The following is a 19238-nucleotide window of genomic DNA, read 5'->3' on the forward strand; positions in this document are numbered from 1 at the left end:
CCTCAGCCGGACGTCGTCGCCTCCGGGGTGATCAGACCCTGGCGGTAGGCGATCGCCACCGCCTCCGTACGGCTCGCGGCGCTCAGCTTCGCGAGGATGTTGGAGACGTGGACGCTCGCCGTCTTGCCGGTGATGAACAGCTCCTCGCCGATCTGGCGGTTGCTGCGGCCCAGCGCGAGCAGCCGCAGCACGTCCTGCTCGCGGGCCGTCAGCGGCGAGGGGCGGTCACCGGCGTCCGGCGCCTGCTCGCCCAGGCGGCCACGGCGGATCAGGGTGTCCAGCTGCGCGAGCAGGGGCGCGGCGCCGAGCCGGGCGGCCGTCTCCCGTGCCGTACGGGCCGGGGCGGTCGCCTCCTCGCGGCGGTCGGCCGCCAACAGGGCCTCGGCGTAACGGAATTGGCAGCGCGCCAGTTCGTAGACGTCGCCGTAGTCGAACGCGGCCACCGCCTTCTCCCAGGCTGCCGCGTCCGGTCCCGTGGTCGCGCGTATCCACTCTGCCTCGGCGCGGGCCAGCCACGCCTGACCCTCCGGTCCCTGCGGACGAGCCTCGCCGCCCGCGTCGGCCACGGACCGGGCCAGCTCCACCAGTTCCGTCGCGGTGTCCGACCAGCGGCGCACCCCCGCCTCGTCGCCGGACAGCCGCAGCGCGACGGCGCGGTCGGCGACCGCGGTCAGGGCGAGGGCGGCCAGCCGGACCGTGAGATCGGGGCGGCGGCCGGAGTCGTCGGTGAGCGCGGCGACCGCCGTACGCACCTGCTCGACCGACGCCTCCGGATCGCCTTGCAGGGCGCCCGCGTCGGTCAGCGCGATGCTCGACACCATCACGGCCATCCAGTCGAACGGCCCGTCCAGCAGCGCCCGCGCCTGCTCCACCGCCCCCAAGTCCCCACGCGCCAGGGCCACATACAGCGCCGGACCCATGGTGAAGGCACCCGCGTGCGGCAGCGAGGCCGCGTCGCTCGCGGCGGCCTTCAGGCACTCGTCCCAGCGGCCCAGCGTGTACAGCACCAGGAGCTGGAGATAGCGCATCTCCAGCGGATACGGCGACGAGAGCAGCCCGGCGCGACGGGCCCGGTCCAGACCCTCGGTGAGCCAGGGCAGCGACTCCTCCAGCTCCCCGGACTCGAAACTGCCGATGGCGAGATGGAACAGGGCGCGCATCTCCACGGGCGCGTGCCCGGACTGCCGGGCCACCTCGCGTGCCTCCGCGAGCCGCTCCCGGCCCATGCGGGTGCGTCGGCCGCCCTTCTCCAGAGTGGCCAGCGAGATCAGCAAGTCGGCCCGGGCGTCGGTCAGTCGGAGTTCCTCGGCGACGGCGAGGGCCTGGCGGGCGATCCGCAGGGCGATCTCGTCCTCGCCGACCTGACGCGCCGCCAGCACATGTGTGGCCGCCGCCCACACCCAGGTCCGCGAGGGCGGATCGGCGGGGATCATGGCGAGTGCCTCGCTGCTGTAGGCGAACGCGGCCGTGAGGCTGTCGACGCCCATGAGGTTCCCGGCCAGTGTGTAGCGGACGCGGGCGGCCAGCTCGGAGTCCGTGTCCTGGCCGATCCCGGCGAGCGCGGACCGGGTGAGGGAGACCGCGCGGTGCGCGTCCCCGGCGTGCGCCGCGGCGGCGGACGCGCGCAGGGTGAGGGCCACGCTGTCGACGCCCTCGCCCGAGGGCCGGGCGGCCGGGTCGACCGACGACCACAGGTCGAGGACGGTCTCCAGATGCCGTAGCTCCTCGGCGGGCGCGCCGACGCGCTGGGCGTGGTCGGCGGCCTCCAGGGAGGCGGCCAGCGCCTCGGCGAGGTCGTGGCTCTCGCGGTAGTGGTGGGCGCGCTCCGCCGCGCTCTCGGCCGGGTGACCTCGTGAGGCGAGGAGGCGGGCGAACGCGCCGTGCTGCCGGGAGCGCTCGCCGGGGAGGAGGTCGGCGTACACCGCCTCGCGGGCGAGGGCGTGCCGGAACGAGTACGTGTCGCCGTGCCCGGGGACCAGGAGCTGGCGCTCGACGGCCTCGCGCAGCGCCGACTCCAGCTCGTCCTCGGGGAGCCGGATCGCGTCGCGCAGCAGGTCGTACTCGACGCGGCGCCCGGCGACGGCGGCGGTGCGCAGGACCTGCTGGGCGGTGTCGGAGAGCTGCTCGAAACGGATCAGCAGGACGTCGGCCAGACCGCTCGGCACCCCGCCCGCCTCCAGGTCGCTCGCGGCGAGCAACTCCTCGGCGTAGAAGGCGTTTCCCTCGGCGCGCTCGACGATCCGGCGGACCGTGCCGTCCGGTACCGGAGCCGTGCGCAGCGCGCGCACGAGCCGGGCGACCTCGGCGTCCGCCATGGGCCGCAGCTCCAGCCGCTCCACGGCGGGCAGCCGGACCAGCTCGGCCAGCAGGGGTCGTAGGGGATGGCGGCGGTGGAGGTCGTCCGCGCGGTACGACGCGAGAACCGCGAGGCGGTGGGTGGGGGAGCCGCCCGCCGGGCGCTGGAGGATGCCCCGGCTGAGCAGGAAGCGGAGCAGGTCGCGGGAGGACTGGTCGGCCCAGTGCAGGTCCTCCAGGACCAGCAGCAGGGGTGCGATGTCCGAGAGGTCGGCGAGGAGTCCCGCGATGCCCTCGAAGAGCCGCAGCCGGCCGCCCGCGTCGCGGTCCGCGTCCGTACCGGCGCCCAGCAGCCGGTCCACCGCGGGATGCGCGGCCAGCGCCTCCGCGAACCGCTCGTCGTCGGCGAGCACCCCGAGGATCTCGGTGAACGGGAGATACGGCAGGCCGACGTCACCGAGGTCGACGCAGTGTCCGGTGAGCACCGTCATCCCGGAGCGCGCGGCCCGCGCCGCGACCTCGTCCAGGACGCGGGTCTTGCCGACGCCCGCGTCCCCGGCGATCAGCACCGCCCCCGCCGTCCCCGCGCGGGCACGGTCCAGGACACCGGTGAGGCGGGCGAGTTCCTCGTCCCGGCCGATGAGCGGGGCTGTTGCTACGGATGACGACACGCCCCCATCCTGGCACGCGCCACCGACAACGCACCTGGCCACCGGGCGGAAGACGGCTCCCGCCCGGCGGTCCGGGTCAGCGCAGGGTCTCGGCCCAGTTCGCCGGCACGCGTCCCTCGGGGCCCGGCACCGGCTGGTCCTTCGGGTGGCTCACCGGGGCGGCCAGCTCGGGACCCGAGTCGTAGAGCTCGGAGGTGGTGAAGTTCCAGAACCAGTCCTCGCCCGGCTCGTAGCTCTGGATGAACGGGTGTCCCGTGGACTGGAAGTGGGCCGTGGCGTGCTTGGCGGGGGAGTCGTCGCAACAGCCGACGTGACCGCACTGCGCGCACCGCCGGAGGTGGAACCACCAGCCGCCGGCCGCGTCGCACTCCGCACAACCCGCCCCGCTCGGCGGGACGTTCGGCTCGATTCCTGCGATGTCGCTCATGCGGACTCCTCGGGCGTCTCGTTGTCGACGGCGGTGAGAGGCAGCAGGACCTGGAAGCGGGTGTCGCCCGGCACCGACTCCACCTGGAGGGTGCCGTGGTGCTTGTTGACGACGATCCGCCAGGAGATGTCCAGACCGAGTCCCGTGCCCTCGCCGACCGGCTTGGTGGTGAAGAACGGATCGAAGATACGGCCGCGGATCTCCTGCGGCACACCGGGCCCCGTGTCCCGGAACTCCACCATCAACTGGTCGCGCTCCAGCGCCGTCCGCACCGTCAGCGTGCCGGTGCCGTCCGAACTCTCCATCGCCGAGACCGCGTTGTCGATCAGGTTCGTCCACACCTGGTTCAACTCGGCCGGATACGCGGGGATCTTGGGGAGCGTGCGGTCGTACTCCTTGACGACCTTGATGCGGTCGCCGAACTTGCCCGCGAGCATCAGCAGGGTGCTGTCGAGGAGTTCGTGGACGTCGACCACCTGGTACGGCGCGCGGTCCAGCTGCGAGTACTGCTTGGCGGCGCCGACCAGGTTCGAGACGCGGGTCGTGGAGTCCTCGATCTCCGTCATCAACAGCTCTGTCTCGACCGTGTAGTTGAGCCAGCCGATCGCGCTCGGCAGGATCTCCGCGTCCACGGCCGCCGCGACCTGGTCCAGCCACTCGATGTCGAGACCGGCCTGCACGAACGTCGGCGCGATCTGCCACGACTCGGTGATGTCGTGGTCGTCGAGCCAGTCGGTGAGGGCGTCCTCGCGGTCCGAGGCCTCCAGGGGGCTCAACGAGGGCGCCTTGGCGACGCGTTCGGCCGTGCGCTCCTGGATGTCGATCAGGTTGGCCAGTGCCTCGCGCGGATACTTGCCCGCCGAGATGACCCGCAGCTTGTGCCGCATCTTCGCCACCCGCTCGCGCAGCGCGGAGGTGGCGCGGACGGCGGCGGCCGCCGGGTTGTTCAGCTCGTGCGTCAGCCCGGCCGACAACGAGCCCAGCGCCAGCAGGCGTTCACGCTGGCTGATCGCCAACTGGGTGCTCTTCGAACCGAAGAAGAGCCCCTCCAGCAGGTGCACCGCCATCGGGAACCACTCGCTCATGATGTTCGCGAAGGTCTCGGCCGGCAGCACGAAGAACCGCGTCGGCTCCGTCACCCGCATCGAGTTGAGGTACACCTGCTGCACCCGGTCCCCGATATAGGCCTGCATCGCGCCCGTGTACACCCCGCGCTGCGAGGTCCTGCTGACCTCCACGTCGTCGCCGCCGACCCGGCGCGACAGCACGACGGTGCCCTCGATCATGACGTAGAAGCAGGTCGCGGGGTCGCCCTCGGTGTAGACGGGCCCCGCCTCGAACAGCTCCACCTGGCCGTCGCAGCACAGCCGGCCGAGCTGCTCCGGTGTCAGCTTCTCGAACAGGAACAGCGTGCCGATCTCCTGCGGGCTGCACGGCAGCACCTGCCCGCTCATGACTGCTCCAGGTAGCGGTGGACGAGCATCACGGCCATGGCTCCCTCTCCGACGGCGGACGCGACGCGTTTCGCGGACTCGGCGCGCGCGTCGCCCGCCACGAACACGCCGGGAATGTTGGTCTCCAGGTGGTACGGCGGCCGGTCCAGCTCCCAGCCCGCGGGCGGGGTGCCGTCCGGGGTGAGGTCGGGCCCGGACAGGATGAACCCGCGCCCGTCGCGGTGCACCGAGCCGTCCAGCCAGTCGGTCAGCGGGGCCGCGCCGATGAACACGAACATCCACTGCGCGTCGACGAGTTCGGTCTTCCCGCTCTCGGTGTCGCGCAGGGTCAGCTGCTCCAGATGGTCGGAGCCGTGCGCGGCCTCGACGACGGTGCCGGTGCGCACGGAGATGTTCTCGGCGTCGTTGATCTGCTGGATCAGGTAGTACGACATCGACGCGGCCAGCGACCCGCCGCGCACCAGCAGCGTCACCGACTTGGCGCCCCGGGACAGGTACATCGCGGCCTGGCCCGCCGAGTTGGCGCCGCCGACGATGTACACGTCGTGGCCCTGGCAGGACGCGGCCTCGGTCAGCGCCGAGCCGTAGTAGACCCCGCAGCCCGTCAGGTCGGGTGTGCCGGGCGCCTCCAGCTGCCGGTACGAGACGCCGGTCGCCAGGATCACGGCGTGCGCCGCGACCGCCGAGCCGTCCGCGAACCGTACGACGCGCGCGGAGCCGTTGACCTCAAGTCCCGTGACCTCGCGGGCGGTCAGGATCTCGGCACCGAACTTGCCGGCCTGCCGCCGTGCCCTGTCGGTGAGTTGGGCACCGGACACGCCGTCCGGGAAGCCGAGGTAGTTCTCGATGCGCGAACTCTGCCCGGCCTGTCCGCCGGTGGCGGACCGCTCGACGAGTACCGTCCGCAGCCCCTCCGAGGCCCCGTACACGGCCGCGCCGAGTCCGGCGGGACCACCGCCGATGACGACGAGGTCGTAGAAGTCGGCTGTCGGTGTGGTCGCGAGACCGACCTCGGCGGCCAGTTCGGTCGGCTCCGGCTCGACCAGCACGTTCCCGTCGGCGGTGATGACGAGCGGCAGCCGCTGCCCGTCCTGCCCGGCCGCCGACAGCAGCCGCAGCCCCTCGGGGGTGTCGGCCGAGTACCAGCGGTAGGGCACCTGGTTGCGGGCGAGGAACTCCCGGACGTCCGAGGAGCGCGCCGACCAGCGGTGACCGACCACCTTCGTGGCGGGGACGGGACGGTAGTCGCTGTTGCGCCAGGCCTCCAGGAGGTCGTCCAGGACCGGGTAGAGCTTCTCCTCCGGCGGGTCCCACGGCTTCAGCAGATAGTGGTCGAGGTCCACGACGTTGATCGCGTCGATCGCCGCGTCCGTGTCCGCGTACGCGGTCAGCAGCACCCGGCGCGCGCCGGGATAGACGTCGAGGGCCTGCTCCAGGAATTCGATGCCGTTCATCTGCGGCATGCGGTAGTCCGCCAGGATCACGGCCACGAGATCCCCGCGCAGCTTCAGTTCCCGCAGCGCGTCGAGCGCGGACTCGCCGGACTCGGCGCGCACGATGCGGTACGACTCGCCGTAGCGCCGCCGCAGGTCACGGGCGACGGCACGGGAAACTCCCGGATCGTCGTCCACGGTCATGATGACGGTCCGCGCGGATTCGGCGGCCTGTGCCATACGTCTCCCACCCCGAGTGGTCGGCTTCACGGCACGGCGGCGCCGTTGTCACCGCGCCGGCTCCCCCTCATCGTATGTTCGATCGCCCCGGTCCGCTCCGCTACACCTGATACGGGGGCCTCAGGGGCGCCGGGAGCGCAACACGCAGAACTCGTTCCCCTCCGGATCCATCAGCGTCACCCACGACACCTCGCCCTGTCCGACGTCCGCGGTCCGCGCGCCCAGGGCCAGCAGCCGGATCACCTCGGCCTCCTGGTCGTCGGGCCGGAAGTCCAGGTGCAGCCGGTTCTTGACCGTCCTGCCCTCGGGCACCGGCACGAACAGCAGCCCCGGCAGCCGCTCGGGCTCCGGGCGGATCTCGAACTCGTCCGGTGCCTCGCCCACCACCACCCAGCCGAGCGCCTCGGCCCACCAGCGTCCCAGCGTGACGGGGTCGGCGGAGTCCACCACTACCTGCTCCCACTCCAAGGTCATAGTGAAGACTGAGGCCGACGCACGTGACCGCACCACAGGGAGGCCACCGAATGACACGCCCGATCACCGCAGGGGTCGACGGATCGGCGGAGAGTCTCGCCGCACTCGCCTGGGCGGGCCGGGAGGCCGTACGGCGGGGGCTGGCGCTGCGGGTGGTGCAGGTGTGGCGGTACGAGGAGCACCAGGGCCTCGACGCGGCGGACCGGGACACCCAGGGCGGCTGGGTGCGGGACGCGGCGGACGAGGCCGCCAGGACGCTCGCGGAGCGGCACCCCGGCCTGGACGTGACGACCGACGTGCTGGAGGGCGATCCCGTCGAGGCGCTGACCGCCGCCGCTGCCGACGCCGAACTGCTGGTCCTCGGCTCGCGCGGGCACGGCCCCGTCGTCGGCTTCCTGCTGGGGTCCGTCGGGCAGCAGGTGATCGCGGATTCCGTACGGCCCGTCGTGCTGGTGCGCGCCGGGGGAGACGCCTCCGGGGAGGCCGTGGGGCGCGAGATCGTCGTGGGTCAGCACGGCGACCCCGAGGACAGCGCCGCCGCGCTGGGCTTCGCCTTCGAGACGGCGGCGGCACGCGGCGCCACGGTCCGGGCCGTGCGGGCGTGGACCCTGCCGCCGGTGTTCGCCTACAGCCCCGGCTCGCTGCGGCTCCTCGACGAGGCCGGCGGCCTGGAACCGTACGAGAAGAAGGGCCTCGCCGAGGCGCTGGAGCCGTGGCGACAGCGTTTTCCCGACGTGCCCGTGGTCGAGCACGTGGAGATCGGCAGCGCGGGGCAGGTGCTGCTGTCGGTCGCGGGGCGTGCCCAGTTGATGGTCGTCGGGCGGCGCGCCCACCGGACGGCGGTGGGCGCGCGGATCGGCTCGGTCGCGCACGGGGTGCTGCACCACGCCGAGTGCCCGGTGGCCGTGGTGCCCGCGCTCGCGGCCCCCTGAGGTCAGACGGTGAACGCGGTGCGGAAGCGGTCCAGGGCGCGTTCGCTGTCGCCCTCCGAGGCCCAGGCCTCCATCGCGACCGTGCCGTCGTAGCCGATGTCGGCCAACGCGCGGGCGATCGCCGGGTAGTTGATCTCGCCGGTGCCCGGCTCCTGGCGGCCCGGCACGTCCGCGATCTGTATCTCGCCGATGAGGTCCGACTCGTGGGCGCGGCGGACCAGTTCGATGAGGTTCCCCTCGCCGATCTGCGCGTGGTACAGGTCCAGGTTCATGCGCAGGCCCGGCCGGTTCACCGCCTGGACGAGGGCGAGGGTGTCGGCCGCCGACGCGAACGGGACTCCCGGGTGGTCGACGGCCGCGTTCAGGTTCTCCAGGGTGAAGGTGACTCCGGCGCTCTCGCCCAGCTCCGCGAGGCGGGTCAGGGTGCGGTGGGCGGCGATCCACATCGCGCCCGTGGGCTCGCCGGTCACCGGGACCACCGGCAGGCCCTCGGAGTCCAGACCCGTGCCGTGCAAGTTCAGCCGGGGGCAGCCGAGTTGGTCGGCGGCCTTCACCGACTCCTCGGCGGTGCGCAGGAGTTCGGCGGCGCCCGCCTCGTCGGTGAGGCTGCCGCGGATGTAGCCCGTCATCGACGAGAACTCGGCCGGGGTCCGCGTCAGCGCGTCCAGGTCGTGCCGGGTCCAGTCCCATATCTCGACCTGGAAGCCGGCTTCGTGGATCCGCCGGGCCCGCTCGTGGATCGGCAGGTCCCGGAAGACCATCTCGGCACAGACCGCCAACGTGTACATCACTGCTCGCCCTCTTCTAGAACGTTCTAGATGGCAGTAGTACGCCACTGCGGGAACCCCGTGTCAAGGCTTCGCCGGGCATGTTTCTAGAACGTTGCAGTACCGTCGGAGCAGGCGCTTTGGGGCGGCCACCGTCCCGGAGAGCAGGCTCTTCGGAGCCGCTACCATCCCGAACGGAACGCAACCTCGACCGGAAGGACCCCCGTGCCGACCACCCCCGCGGTCCCCGACGGAAAGCGGCCCACGCTGGCCCATGTCGCGGCTCGGGCGGGCGTCTCCGTCGCGCTGGTCTCCATCGTGATGCGCGGGGCCTACGGCGCGAGCGCCACCACCCGCGAGCGGGTCCTCAAGGCCGCCGAGGAGATCGGCTACCGGCCCGACACCCGGGCCAGGGTGCTGCGGAGCAACCGCTCCCGCCTCCTCGGCGTGCAGTTCGGCCTGCGCCACCCCTTCCACTCCGACCTGGTGGAGGGCATCTACGCCGCCGCCGAACCCGCCGGCTATCAGGTCGCCCTGAGCGCGGTCGCCCCCTCGCGCGGCGAGCGGCAGGCCGTGGAGGCGCTGCTCGCCGACCGGTGCGAAGCGCTCGTCCTGCTCGGCCCCGAGGTCCCGGCCGCCCGCCTCGCGCAGCTCGCGGCCCAGGTCCCGGTGGTCTCGGTGGCCCGGCGGCTGCGGCCCGCCCCGCCAGCCGTGGACGTCGTCCGCACCGCCGACGACGAGGGCGCCCGGCAGGCCGTGGACCACCTCGTCGCGCTCGGCCATCGCACCATCGCCCACATCGACGGCGGGCGCGCACCCGGCGCCGCCGACCGCCGCCGCGGCTACCGCACCGCGATGCACCGCCACGGGCTCGCCGAGCACGTCCAGGTGCTGCCCGGCGGCCCCACCGAGGAGGACGGCGCGCGCGGCGCCCGCACCCTGCTCGCGGACGCCCCAACTGCCAGACCCAGTGCGGTACTTGCCTTCAACGACCGCTGCGCCACCGGCGTCCTCGACACCCTCCTGCGCGCCGGCGTGTCCGTCCCCGGCGAGATCTCCGTGGTCGGCTTCGACGACACGAGCCTGTCGCGGCTCGCCCACATCGACCTCACGACCGTGGCCCAGGACGTGCCGCGCCTCGCGGAACTCGCCGTAGGCCGCGCCATCGCCCGCCTGGACGGGGAGGCCGTACCGGACGGCGAGAGCGTGGTTCCGCCGCGCCTCGTCGTCCGCGGCACCACGGCCCCGCCCGCCACCCGCTGAACCGGGTCACTCCGGGGTGGTCGGTGCCAGCGTCTCGCGTACCTTCGGCAGGATGTTCTTGAGGTAGTCGTCGACCGCCGTGTCCAGGCCGATGTCGTGCTGGGCGTGCTCGGACAGGTACCAGCGGTGTTCCAGCAGCTCGTGGTAGATCTCCGCCGGGTCCATCGAACCGCGCAGCTCCAGCGGTACGGCCCGCACGGTCGGCCGGAACACGTCCCGCACCCACCGGTGCGCGAGCACCTCGGGCCGGGCGGCGAGGGGATCGCCCGGGGCGTAGTCGTCCTGGGTCGCCATCCAGGACTCCAGGTCGTTCAGCAGCCGCCGTGCCTGGTTCTCCTCGGCGTCCAGGCCGGTCAGGCGCAGCAGTTGGCGCTGGTGGTGGCCGGCGTCGACGACCTTCGGCACGAAGGTCACCGTGTCGCCGTTCGAGGAGTGCTCGATCTGCATCTCGGCCACGTCGAAGCCGAGTTCGTTCAGCCGCCGGATCCTGCGCTCGATGAAGTGGTACTTGCCCGCCGGGTACACCGAGACGCGGGTCAGCTCCTCCCACAGGCTCTGGTAGCGGGCGCAGATCTCCATGCCGAACTCGATCGGGTCGACGGAGGGGTGCAGCGCCCCGGACGCCTCCAGGTCCAGCAGCTCCCCGCTGATGTTCACGCGGGCGAGGTCGAGGTCGTAGTCCCGCTGCCCGTTGCTGAGCTGCGGGTGCAGATCGCCGGTCTCCGCGTCCACCAGATACGCGGCGTACGCGCCCGCGTCCCGCCGGAACAGCGTGTTGGACAGCGAGCAGTCGCCCCACGCGAACCCGGCCAGGTGCAGCCGCACCAGCAGCACCGCGAGGGCGTCCATCAGCCGGTGCATGGTGGCCGGGCGCAGCGTCGTTTCGAACATCGAGCGGTACGGCATCGAGCCGCCCAGGTGCCGGGTGATCAGCACCGGCTCCAGCGGCTCGCCGGTGGCGTCGACGCGTCCGGTGACCACCGCGAGGGGGTCGACCGCGGGGATGCCGAGCCGGTCCAGGTCGCGCAGCAGCTCGTACTCGCGCAGCGCGGGCCGTTCCGCCAGCTCCTTGACGGCTATGACCTCGGTGCCGGCGCGGGCGTAGCGCACCACGTGGCGGGAGATGCCGCGCGGCAGCGGGACCAGGTACTCGTCGGGCCACTCCTCCAGCGGAACGTCCCAGGGCAGTTCCAGCAGGAGGGCCGGATGCTCCGGGTTCGTCGCGTTGATCTGCAGTGCCATGGGGTGACCTTAGATCGCGCGCTCGCGGGCGCGCCGGGCCGCCTCACGGACCGGACCGGTGTGCACGGGACCGTGGCCGGGCAGCAGGGTGTCCGCTTCCAGCGCTTCGAGGACGTCCAGCGAGGCCACCGCACGGTCGCGCTCGTGGTGGAACATGTCGGGCAGCAGCTGCGGGCCCTTGATCCGGGAGGTCGCGTGGTCGCTCACCAGGGCGTCCCCGGAGATCACGATCCCGCGCTCCGGGAGGTGGAAGACGCAGTGCCCGCTGGTGTGGCCGGGGGTGTGCACGGGGACGGGCCGGCCGGGCAGGTCGAGCGGACCGTCCGGGTCCGGGAACGCCTCGGCCCCGGCCACAGGGTGCTGCTCGGTGCCGCCGACGCGGATCGTGTGCACCATCCACGGCAGGACGCCCGGGCGCCAGAGGTTCTTCACCACGTCGCCGACGGTCACCTGTTGCAGGAACTCCCGCCGGGCGTGCGGTACTTCGGCCTCGTGCAGCAGGACCGGCGTGCCGTACGCGCTGTGCAGGTACTCCGCCGAACCGAGGTGGTCGTTGTGCGCGTGGGTGATCAGCACCGCCGTGAGCGACTTCGGTGAACTGCCCACCTGCTCAAGGGAGTCGAGCAGCAGCTCGCGGTCCCCGGGGTACCCGGTGTCGACCAGCGTGGCCGCGTCGCCGTCCGTGAGGATCACCCAGTTGGTGTTGCTGCCGTGCACCAGGTAGGTGCCGTCGGCGACTTGGCGTACTTCTGCCCGCATGATCGTCCCTCGTGAGGTGGTGCCCCGTACGGGGACAGCCAACCAGATGCGGACGGCCTCGGCTCGCGCCGGGGAAGCCGCCTCCGGCGCCGTCCGCCGGAGGCGGCCCCCGCGTGCGTCCGAAGCGGCCGCCTCTCCGCCTCAGCGCACGCCGTGCGGGCGGAACTGCACGCTGATGCGCGGTCCCGCGGCCCGGCTGGTCTTGGGGACGCAGTGCTCCCAGGTCCGCTGGCAGGAGCCGCCCATCACGATCAGGTCGCCGTGCCCCAGCGGGCGCCGCACCGACTCGCCGCCGCGCACGGGCCGCAGCAGCAGATCGCGGGGCGTGCCCACGGAGAGGATCGCGACCATCGTGTCCTCGCGGGCACCCCGCCCGATCCGGTCCCCGTGCCAGGCCACGCTGTCCCGGCCGTCGCGGTAGTAGCAGAGCCCGGAGGTGGCGAACGGTTCGCCCAACTCCCGTGCGTAGTAAGCCGACAGAGCGTCCCGCGCCTCCGCGAGCACCGGGTGGGGGAGGGGGGCGTCGTCGCCGTAGAAGGCGAGCAGCCGGGGTACGGCGACGACCTGGTCGTACATCTGGCGGCGCTCCGCGCGCCACGGGACCTCGGTGGCCAGCTCCTCGAAGAGGGCGTCGGCGCCGGAGAGCCACCCGGGCAGCACGTCGATCCAGGCGCCGAGTCCCAGAGCCGTCCGGCGTATCCCGTCGAGGGGGCCGAGGCGGAGCTGATCGGTCTGGTCGAAGAGGGAGCCCTGGAGGTGGTGCGCGGTCATGAGACCAGCGTACTCCTTATTCGAAAATCTGTTCCATTCGAAGCGCGGCACTTCTCCTGCGGCACTTCTCCTGCGGCACTTCTCCTGTGGTGCGTCCCCCGCACTGCTTCTTCGGTCGCACCCCTTTGGATACATCGACGTATCGGATACATTCACGTATCGAACCGAGGCGGAGGGCCGGGCATGGTGGCGGAGACGGCGGCCAAGCGTGTGACCAGGCGGCGGGTCCGCACGCGGGCCAATCTGCTCGACGCCGCGTTCGCCGTGTTCGCCGCGAAGGGGTTCGGGCGGGTCTCCATCGAGGAGGTCTGCGAGGCCGCCGGTTACAGCCGGGGCGCGTTCTACTCGAACTTCGGCAGCCTGGACGAGCTGTTCTTCGCCCTCTACCGGGACCGGGCCGAGCTGATCGCCGACCAGGTGGCCGGCGCGCTCGCCCTCGACGGGCCCGGCCTCGACGTCCCCGCGGCCGTGGACCGCGTCACCGACGTGCTGCTCCTCGACCGGGACTGGCTGCTGGTCAAGACCGACTTCCTGGTGCACGCGGCCCGGGACCCGGCCGTCGCCCAGACCCTGCTCGACCACCGGGCCCGGCTGCGCGGCGCGATCGCCGAGCGGCTCACCCGCGCACGCGGACACACCCGGCTCCCCGCCGTACTGGGCGACATCGACGGCGCCGCCCACGCGGTGATCGCCGCCTACGACGGAGTCACCACCCAACTGCTGCTCGACAAGGACGCCGAACGGGCGCGCTCCTGGCTCAGGCAGCTGCTCACCGCGCTGCTCACCGACAGCGGCAACACCCCTGCATGACAACCCACTCGAGAAGGGCAACGGTCGCCATGGATGCGGACGTCATCGTCGTCGGAGCCGGTCTGGCCGGTCTGGTCGCGGCCCATGAACTGACCAGCCGGGGACGCCGGGTCGCCCTCGTCGACCAGGAGAACGCCAACAACCTCGGCGGACAGGCCTTCTGGTCCTTCGGCGGACTGTTCCTCGTCGACTCGCCGGAACAGCGCCGCCTCGGCATCAAGGACTCCTTCGACCTGGCCTGGAACGACTGGCAGGGCAGCGCCGGCTTCGACCGCGTCGACGACGAGGACTCCTGGGCGGTGCGCTGGGCACGCGCCTACGTCGAGTTCGCCGCCGGCGAGAAACGCCCCTGGCTGGAGAGCCACGGCATCAAACTGCTCCCCACCGTCGGCTGGGCCGAACGCGGCGACCTGCGCGCCCACGGCCACGGCAACTCCGTCCCGCGCTTCCACGTCACCTGGGGCACCGGCACCGGAGTCGTCGAACCCTTCGTGAAGTACGCCAAGCAGGCCGCCCGCGACGGACTGCTCACCTTCTACTACCGCCACCAGGTCGACGAGCTGGTGGTCGAGGAGGGCGAGGCACGCGGCGTCCGCGGCACGGTCCTCGCCGAGGACAACGCGGCCCGGGGCGTCACGTCGAGCCGCGAGCCGATCGGCGCCTTCGAACTCACCGCCCAGGCCGTGATCGTCACCACCGGCGGCATCGGCGCCAACCACGACATCGTCCGCGCGTACTGGCCTGAGCGCCTCGGCACCCCGCCCGCCGAGATGGTCACCGGCGTCCCGGCCTACGTCGACGGCCGGATGCTCGACATCAGCGCCGAGGCGGGCGTACGGCTCGTCAACCGCGACCGCATGTGGCACTACACCGAGGGCCTGCAGAACTGGGACCCGGTCTGGCCCGGCCACGGCATCCGCATCCTGCCCGGCCCGTCCTCCCTGTGGTTCGACGCCCTCGGCCGCCGCCTGCCCGACCCGTGCCTGCCGGGCTACGACACCCTCAACACCCTCAAGTACCTGCGCACGACACCGGAGTTGGCGGAGCACGACCACTCCTGGTTCATCCTCACCCAGAAGATCATCGAGAAGGAGTTCGCCCTCTCGGGCTCCGAGCAGAACCCCGACATCACCGCCAAGGACAAGAAGGCGGTGCTGCGCGACCGGCTGCTCGGCAAGGGCGCCCCGGGCCCGGTGGACGCCTTCCTGCGCAAGGGCGCGGACTTCGTGACCGCCGGGAACCTGGAGCAACTCGTCGAGAAGATGAACCAGTTGACCGACAAGCCGCTCCTCGACGCGGCCGTCGTCCGGCGCCAGATCGAGGCCCGCGACCTCCAGCTGGCCAACCCCTACAGCAAGGACTCCCAGGTCCAGGGCATCCGCAACGCCCGCCGCTACATCGGCGACCGCCTCGGCCGCGTCGCCACCCCGCACCGCATCCTCGACCCGGCGGCCGGCCCGCTGATCGGCGTCAAGCTGCACGTCCTCACCCGCAAGACCCTCGGCGGCATCCAGACCGACCTCGACTCCCGCGCGCTGGCCGCCGACGGGAAGCCGATCGGCGGACTGTACGCGGCGGGCGAGGTCGCCGGGTTCGGCGGCGGGGGAGTGCACGGCTACAACGCCCTCGAAGGCACCTTCCTCGGCGGCTGCCTCTTCTCCGGGCGCGCGGCGGGACGAGCGGCGGCCAAGCAGACGGCCTGACCGGGCCGGCCTTCGCTCCTCGGCGCCACGGCCCGTCTCCTCACGTCAGGACGACAGGAGGCGGGCCAGCACCGAGGCGTGGCTCTCCTGCGGCGACCTGACCGCCGTCACCAGGGTCACCGGACCCATGCGCACCAAGTTCCGCAAGGTGTGCAGGAGTTGGGCCGCCTCGGGCTCGGCGAGCTCGGCCTCGTACCGGGTGGCGAACTCGTCGAAGGAGCCCTCGCCCGCGTGGTACCAGCGGCGCAGTTCGGTCGACGGGGTGAGTTCCTTGGGCCACTCGTCGACGCGGGCCGCGTCCTTCGACAGGCCGCGCGGCCACAGCCGGTCGACCAGGACGCGGACGCCGTCCTCCTGCTCGGGCGGATCGTAGACACGGCGCACACGGACGGTCACGGGCGGGGCTCCCTCGGGTGGCGGTGGTGCGGCGAGCCTACGTCCGGGCGGGCGCGCGGGGTGGGGGCGACGCGGGGTGCGGTCCGGGCGGGGCGGATGGTTCCGGTCTCCGCTGGTAAAATGGGGGAACGCTTCGATGTCGCCGGGGCCCGTACCAAGGGGTACGGGCCCCGGCGGCGTTGCGGGCAACAGATCCAGGAAGGTTCCCCATGAACGCCAAGCCGCCGGCCGTTTCCTTCGACCAGCTGGGGCTGCCCCCCGCGCTGGTCGAGACGATGACCGGCCTCGGGGTGACCGAGCCGTTCCCGATCCAGGCGGCGACGCTGCCCGGCGCGCTGGAGGGCCGCGACGTGCTCGGCCGGGCGCGCACCGGTTCCGGCAAGACGCTGGCGTTCGGGCTCGCGCTGCTGGTGCGGATCTCGGGGAAGCGCGCCGAGGCGAAGCGGCCGCTCGCTCTGGTCCTGGTGCCGACGCGGGAACTCGCCCAGCAGGTGAGCGACGCGCTGGAACCCTACGCGCGGACGCTCGGGGTGCGGCTGGCGACGGTCGTCGGCGGCCTGTCGATCAACCGGCAGCAGGCGCTGCTGCGGACCGGCGTCGAGGTGCTCGTCGCGACGCCCGGCCGACTGACCGACCTGGTGTCACGCCGGGACTGCCGCCTCGACCAGGTGCGGATCACCGTGCTGGACGAGGCGGACCAGATGTGCGACCTCGGATTCCTGCCGCAGGTCTCGGACCTCCTCGCGCAGGTCCCCGCCGACGGGCAGCGGCTGCTGTTCTCCGCCACGCTCGACCGAGACGTCGAGCGGCTGGTCAAGGAGCATCTGCACGACCCCGTTCACGCGTCGGTCGACCAGCTGGCGGGCTCCGTCGCGACGATGGACCACCACGTGCTGAACATCCACGCCGCCGACAAGTACGCGACGGCGACCGAGATCGCCGCCCGGGACGGCCGGGTGCTGATGTTCCTGGACACCAAGGCCGGTGTCGACCAGTTCACCCGTCACCTTCGGGCCAGCGGGGTACGGGCCGCCGCGCTGCACAGCGGCAAGTCGCAGCCCCAACGCACCCACACGCTCGGGCAGTTCAAGGACGGCGAGATCACCGTGCTGGTCGCCACCAACGTCGCCGCGCGGGGCATCCACATCGACGCCCTCGACCTCGTCGTCAACGTCGACCCGCCCGCCGACGCCAAGGACTACCTGCACCGCAGCGGGCGTACCGCGCGCGCCGGGGAGTCCGGGCGCGTGGTCACCCTGGTCACCCCGAACCAACGGCGCGACGTGAACCGGCTGATGTCCGAGGCCGGGATCCGCCCGACCGTCACCCAGGTGCGCTCCGGCGAGGAGCAGCTGACGGCCATCACCGGGGCGAAGCGACCGCCGACCACGACGAAGGCCAGTACCGGGAACGCGCCGTTCCGAGGGATGGGCACCAGGCCGGGGCGGCCTGCGAAGGAGTCCCGGAAGGCTGCCGAGGCACGCAAGACGGCGGAGGCCCGGGCGGCGGCGCGGGTGCGTAAGGGGCGCTAGCGGTACGGGTGTTGGGGAGGCGGGGCGCCGGGGTGCCTGCCGGGCTCCTACTCGGACACATCGGCGTCGTCGACATCCTGGCGAAGACCCTGCGGACCTAATCCCGGACGAACCGGCCCGCACCGGCGGCCCCTCGCACACCGCGAGGGGCCGCCTCCGTATGTCCGCCCGCGAAGTCGTGTCACGCATCTAGTCATACCGACTAGTCGGTACTAGCGTCCGCTCGAACGGAAGGAACCCCCAGCCTCCCGCCGTCCGCACCGTCCCCGGCCGTTCCAAAGGGAGCCGTATGCCCTCCGCCTCCGCATCATTCGACACGAGCAGCCCAGGTGCCGACGCGCCCGGCACCGGCGCTCGCGGCTCGCTCGCCCGGCTGTACCGCCGCGACCTCGCGGCGTACCCGGCCACCGGGCGACGCATGTCGTACCTGGCGATCGTCGTGATCACGACCGTCGTGCTCTACTACATGCTCTACATCCAGTACGCGGTGGCGACGTCGATCATCACGCACTTCGACATGACCTACCGCTACTTCGTGTGGGTCTCGGTCGTCGGCAACGCGGTCGGGGCCTTCGCCTCCCTGGTCGCCGGACTCGCGGACCGCTGGGGACGCGCGAACCTCGTGGTCTACGGCCTGCTGGTGGCCGCCCTCCTGGTCTTCTTCGGACTGCCCAACGCGGGCGACAAGACGACGTACTTGGTGCTGTTCGCCGCCGTGAGCTTCATCGAGGGCATCGTCCTCGTCGCCACCCCGGCACTCATCAGGGACTTCTCACCCCAGCTCGGCCGCGCCACCGCGATGGGCTACTGGACCATGGGCCCGGTCATCGGCAGCCTCGTCGTCACCTCGGTCACCAGCAGCACGCTCTCCTCCTCGACCTGGGAGGACGAGGTCCGCTACTCGGGCGCGGCCGGGCTCATCGTGTTCGTCGTCGCCCTGTTCGCCCTGCGCGAGCTGGCCCCGGCCCTGCGCGACCAGATCATGGTCAGCCTGCGCGACCGCGCCCTGGTCGAGGCCCGCGCCAAGGGTCTCGACACCGAAGCCGTACGACGCGGTGAATGGCGGCAGATGCTGCGCCTGGACATCCTCGGCTCCGCCTTCGCGATCGCGGTCTTCCTGCTCCTCTACTACGCGGCCGTCGGCAACTTCGTCGTCTACTTCTCGACCACCTTCGGCTACAGCGAGCAGCGCACCAACGCCCTCGCCAACTGGTACTGGGCCGCGAACGCGATCGCCCTGATCGTGGCGGGCCTGCTCTCCGACCGGCTGCTGGTCCGCAAGCCCTTCATGATCGTCGGCGCGGTCGGTGCCATCGTCGCGACCGGCTTCTTCGCCGCCCTGGCCACCCACGCCACGACCGGCTACTACACCTTCGCCTGGCTGTTCGTCGCGATCGGTGTGTTCAGCGGGGTCGCCTACGCCCCCTGGATGGCGAGCTTCACCGAGACCGTGGAGAAGCGGAACCCGGCCGCGACCGCCGCCGGGCTCGCGGTCTGGGGCTGGACGGTACGGATCGTGGTCGCCGTGTCGGCGGCCTTCATCCCGGTCCTCGTCACCTCCGTCACCCCGCTCGTCGAGCACGGCGCCGAGGTGGCGGCCGCGACGAAGCAGGCCGCCCCGGCCCTCGCCATCGTCGACGCCCACCCCCAACTCTTCGCCGAACTCGGCAAGTACACGCCCACCACCACGCCCCCCGCCCTCGCCGCGCAGGCGGTGAAGGAGGTCGGACCGGCCGACCTGGCCGTCGTACAGAAGGCACAGCCGCAGCTCAAGGTCCTCAAGGAGTACGGGCCGAAGGTGCAGAAGGCCGCGAAGAACGGCCCGGGGGAGTGGCGCACCTGGTGGTGGATCTGCGTGGGCGGCCAAGTCCTGTTCCTGCCCTTCGTGTTCGTGATGGCCGGCCGCTGGAGCCCGAAGAAGGCACGTGAGGACGCGGCCGCCCACCAGGAGGCCGTCGACCGTGAACTGGCCGCGCTCACCCCGAGTGAGGCCTGACCGACCGGCAGTTCGACCGCCGCCGCGGCCCGGGCGCGACAGCCCGGGCCGCGGCGCGTCGGTGTCCGCTTCG

At 72.3% G+C, this 19238-nt stretch carries 16 protein-coding genes; 6 read left to right on the forward strand and 10 right to left on the reverse strand.

Going from position 1 to position 19238, the window contains the following annotated elements:
- Positions 1-2: 2 nt before the first annotated feature.
- The 5 genes from OHT77_RS41515 to OHT77_RS41535 all read right to left on the reverse strand — a co-directional run bounded on the left by OHT77_RS41515 (position 3) and on the right by OHT77_RS41535 (position 6994).
- A complete protein-coding gene (locus OHT77_RS41515; RefSeq protein WP_328833518.1) occupies positions 3-2966 on the reverse strand; it encodes a helix-turn-helix transcriptional regulator in 2964 nt (987 codons plus the stop codon).
- Between the two features lie 76 nt (positions 2967-3042).
- Entirely contained in the window at positions 3043-3393 is a 351-nt protein-coding gene (locus OHT77_RS41520) for a UBP-type zinc finger domain-containing protein (RefSeq protein ID WP_328833519.1), read from the reverse strand.
- Positions 3390-4847, reverse strand: a complete 1458-nt coding sequence (locus tag OHT77_RS41525; RefSeq protein WP_328833520.1) for an ATP-binding protein — start codon at positions 4845-4847, stop codon at positions 3390-3392. Before OHT77_RS41525 ends, OHT77_RS41520 begins: the two co-directional genes overlap by 4 nt.
- Positions 4844-6520 carry an FAD-dependent oxidoreductase gene (locus OHT77_RS41530; RefSeq protein WP_328833521.1) on the reverse strand — a complete coding sequence of 559 codons (1677 nt, stop codon included), beginning with the start codon at positions 6518-6520 and terminating at the stop codon, positions 4844-4846. Before OHT77_RS41530 ends, OHT77_RS41525 begins: the two co-directional genes overlap by 4 nt.
- Before the next feature lie 120 nt (positions 6521-6640).
- Positions 6641-6994 carry a VOC family protein gene (locus OHT77_RS41535; RefSeq protein WP_328833522.1) on the reverse strand — a complete coding sequence of 118 codons (354 nt, stop codon included), beginning with the start codon at positions 6992-6994 and terminating at the stop codon, positions 6641-6643.
- A 50-nt stretch (positions 6995-7044) separates the two neighbouring features.
- Here OHT77_RS41535 and OHT77_RS41540 point away from each other — a divergent pair, with 50 nt between their 5' ends.
- The gene (locus OHT77_RS41540) at positions 7045-7926 is read left to right on the forward strand and encodes a universal stress protein (protein ID WP_328833523.1); all 882 of its coding nucleotides are present in this window, start codon (positions 7045-7047) and stop codon (positions 7924-7926) included.
- 2 nt (positions 7927-7928) lie between these two features.
- Here OHT77_RS41540 and OHT77_RS41545 read toward each other — a convergent pair whose 3' ends face one another.
- Entirely contained in the window at positions 7929-8714 is a 786-nt protein-coding gene (locus OHT77_RS41545) for a TIM barrel protein (protein WP_328833524.1), read from the reverse strand.
- 204 nt (positions 8715-8918) lie between these two features.
- Here OHT77_RS41545 and OHT77_RS41550 point away from each other — a divergent pair, with 204 nt between their 5' ends.
- Positions 8919-9956, forward strand: a complete 1038-nt coding sequence (locus OHT77_RS41550; RefSeq protein WP_328833525.1) for a LacI family DNA-binding transcriptional regulator — start codon at positions 8919-8921, stop codon at positions 9954-9956.
- A gap of 6 nt (positions 9957-9962) precedes the next feature.
- Here the strand turns inward: OHT77_RS41550 and OHT77_RS41555 are convergent, their stop codons facing one another.
- From OHT77_RS41555 to OHT77_RS41565, 3 genes are all read right to left on the reverse strand, one after another.
- Entirely contained in the window at positions 9963-11198 is a 1236-nt protein-coding gene (locus OHT77_RS41555) for a DUF4032 domain-containing protein (RefSeq protein ID WP_328833526.1), read from the reverse strand.
- A 9-nt stretch (positions 11199-11207) separates the two neighbouring features.
- The gene (locus OHT77_RS41560; protein ID WP_328833527.1) at positions 11208-11957 is read right to left on the reverse strand and encodes an MBL fold metallo-hydrolase; all 750 of its coding nucleotides are present in this window, start codon (positions 11955-11957) and stop codon (positions 11208-11210) included.
- 141 nt (positions 11958-12098) lie between these two features.
- Positions 12099-12728, reverse strand: coding sequence for an alpha-ketoglutarate-dependent dioxygenase AlkB (locus OHT77_RS41565; protein WP_328833528.1), 630 nt, complete (start codon positions 12726-12728; stop codon positions 12099-12101).
- Between the two features lie 183 nt (positions 12729-12911).
- Between OHT77_RS41565 and OHT77_RS41570 the strand changes: the two genes are divergently transcribed.
- Together OHT77_RS41570 and OHT77_RS41575 are read left to right on the forward strand one after the other, a co-directional pair.
- On the forward strand, positions 12912-13538 hold the full coding sequence (locus OHT77_RS41570) for a TetR/AcrR family transcriptional regulator (protein ID WP_328833529.1): 627 nt from the start codon (positions 12912-12914) through the stop codon (positions 13536-13538).
- 29 nt (positions 13539-13567) lie between these two features.
- Positions 13568-15241, forward strand: a complete 1674-nt coding sequence (locus OHT77_RS41575) for an FAD-binding dehydrogenase (RefSeq protein ID WP_328833530.1) — start codon at positions 13568-13570, stop codon at positions 15239-15241.
- 45 nt (positions 15242-15286) lie between these two features.
- Here the strand turns inward: OHT77_RS41575 and OHT77_RS41580 are convergent, their stop codons facing one another.
- Entirely contained in the window at positions 15287-15637 is a 351-nt protein-coding gene (locus OHT77_RS41580; RefSeq protein ID WP_328833531.1) for a DUF488 domain-containing protein, read from the reverse strand.
- 209 nt (positions 15638-15846) lie between these two features.
- On the opposite strand from OHT77_RS41580, the gene OHT77_RS41585 reads away from it, so the two are divergent.
- The gene (locus tag OHT77_RS41585) at positions 15847-17169 is read left to right on the forward strand and encodes a DEAD/DEAH box helicase (RefSeq protein ID WP_328833532.1); all 1323 of its coding nucleotides are present in this window, start codon (positions 15847-15849) and stop codon (positions 17167-17169) included.
- A gap of 289 nt (positions 17170-17458) precedes the next feature.
- Complete coding sequence (locus OHT77_RS41590; RefSeq protein WP_328833533.1) at positions 17459-19165, forward strand: MFS transporter; 1707 nt, start codon at positions 17459-17461, stop codon at positions 19163-19165.
- Positions 19166-19238: the final 73 nt, after the last annotated feature.

It is taken from the genome of Streptomyces sp. NBC_00252 (genome assembly GCF_036187565.1).
Lineage (GTDB): Bacteria > Actinomycetota > Actinomycetes > Streptomycetales > Streptomycetaceae > Streptomyces.

Bases quoted from the DNA above. Each gene is read 5' to 3' on its own strand.
- OHT77_RS41520 (WP_328833519.1), bottom strand. From the start codon at position 3,393: ATGAGCGACATCGCAGGAATCGAGCCGAACGTCCCGCCGAGCGGGGCG.
- OHT77_RS41525 (WP_328833520.1), bottom strand. From the start codon at position 4,847: ATGAGCGGGCAGGTGCTGCCGTGCAGCCCGCAGGAGATCGGCACGCTG.
- OHT77_RS41530 (WP_328833521.1), bottom strand. From the start codon at position 6,520: ATGGCACAGGCCGCCGAATCCGCGCGGACCGTCATCATGACCGTGGAC.
- OHT77_RS41535 (WP_328833522.1), bottom strand. From the start codon at position 6,994: ATGACCTTGGAGTGGGAGCAGGTAGTGGTGGACTCCGCCGACCCCGTC.
- OHT77_RS41540 (WP_328833523.1), top strand. From the start codon at position 7,045: ATGACACGCCCGATCACCGCAGGGGTCGACGGATCGGCGGAGAGTCTC.
- OHT77_RS41545 (WP_328833524.1), bottom strand. From the start codon at position 8,714: ATGTACACGTTGGCGGTCTGTGCCGAGATGGTCTTCCGGGACCTGCCG.
- OHT77_RS41555 (WP_328833526.1), bottom strand. From the start codon at position 11,198: ATGGCACTGCAGATCAACGCGACGAACCCGGAGCATCCGGCCCTCCTG.
- OHT77_RS41560 (WP_328833527.1), bottom strand. From the start codon at position 11,957: ATGCGGGCAGAAGTACGCCAAGTCGCCGACGGCACCTACCTGGTGCAC.
- OHT77_RS41565 (WP_328833528.1), bottom strand. From the start codon at position 12,728: ATGACCGCGCACCACCTCCAGGGCTCCCTCTTCGACCAGACCGATCAG.
- OHT77_RS41570 (WP_328833529.1), top strand. From the start codon at position 12,912: ATGGTGGCGGAGACGGCGGCCAAGCGTGTGACCAGGCGGCGGGTCCGC.
- OHT77_RS41575 (WP_328833530.1), top strand. From the start codon at position 13,568: ATGGATGCGGACGTCATCGTCGTCGGAGCCGGTCTGGCCGGTCTGGTC.
- OHT77_RS41585 (WP_328833532.1), top strand. From the start codon at position 15,847: ATGAACGCCAAGCCGCCGGCCGTTTCCTTCGACCAGCTGGGGCTGCCC.
- OHT77_RS41590 (WP_328833533.1), top strand. From the start codon at position 17,459: ATGCCCTCCGCCTCCGCATCATTCGACACGAGCAGCCCAGGTGCCGAC.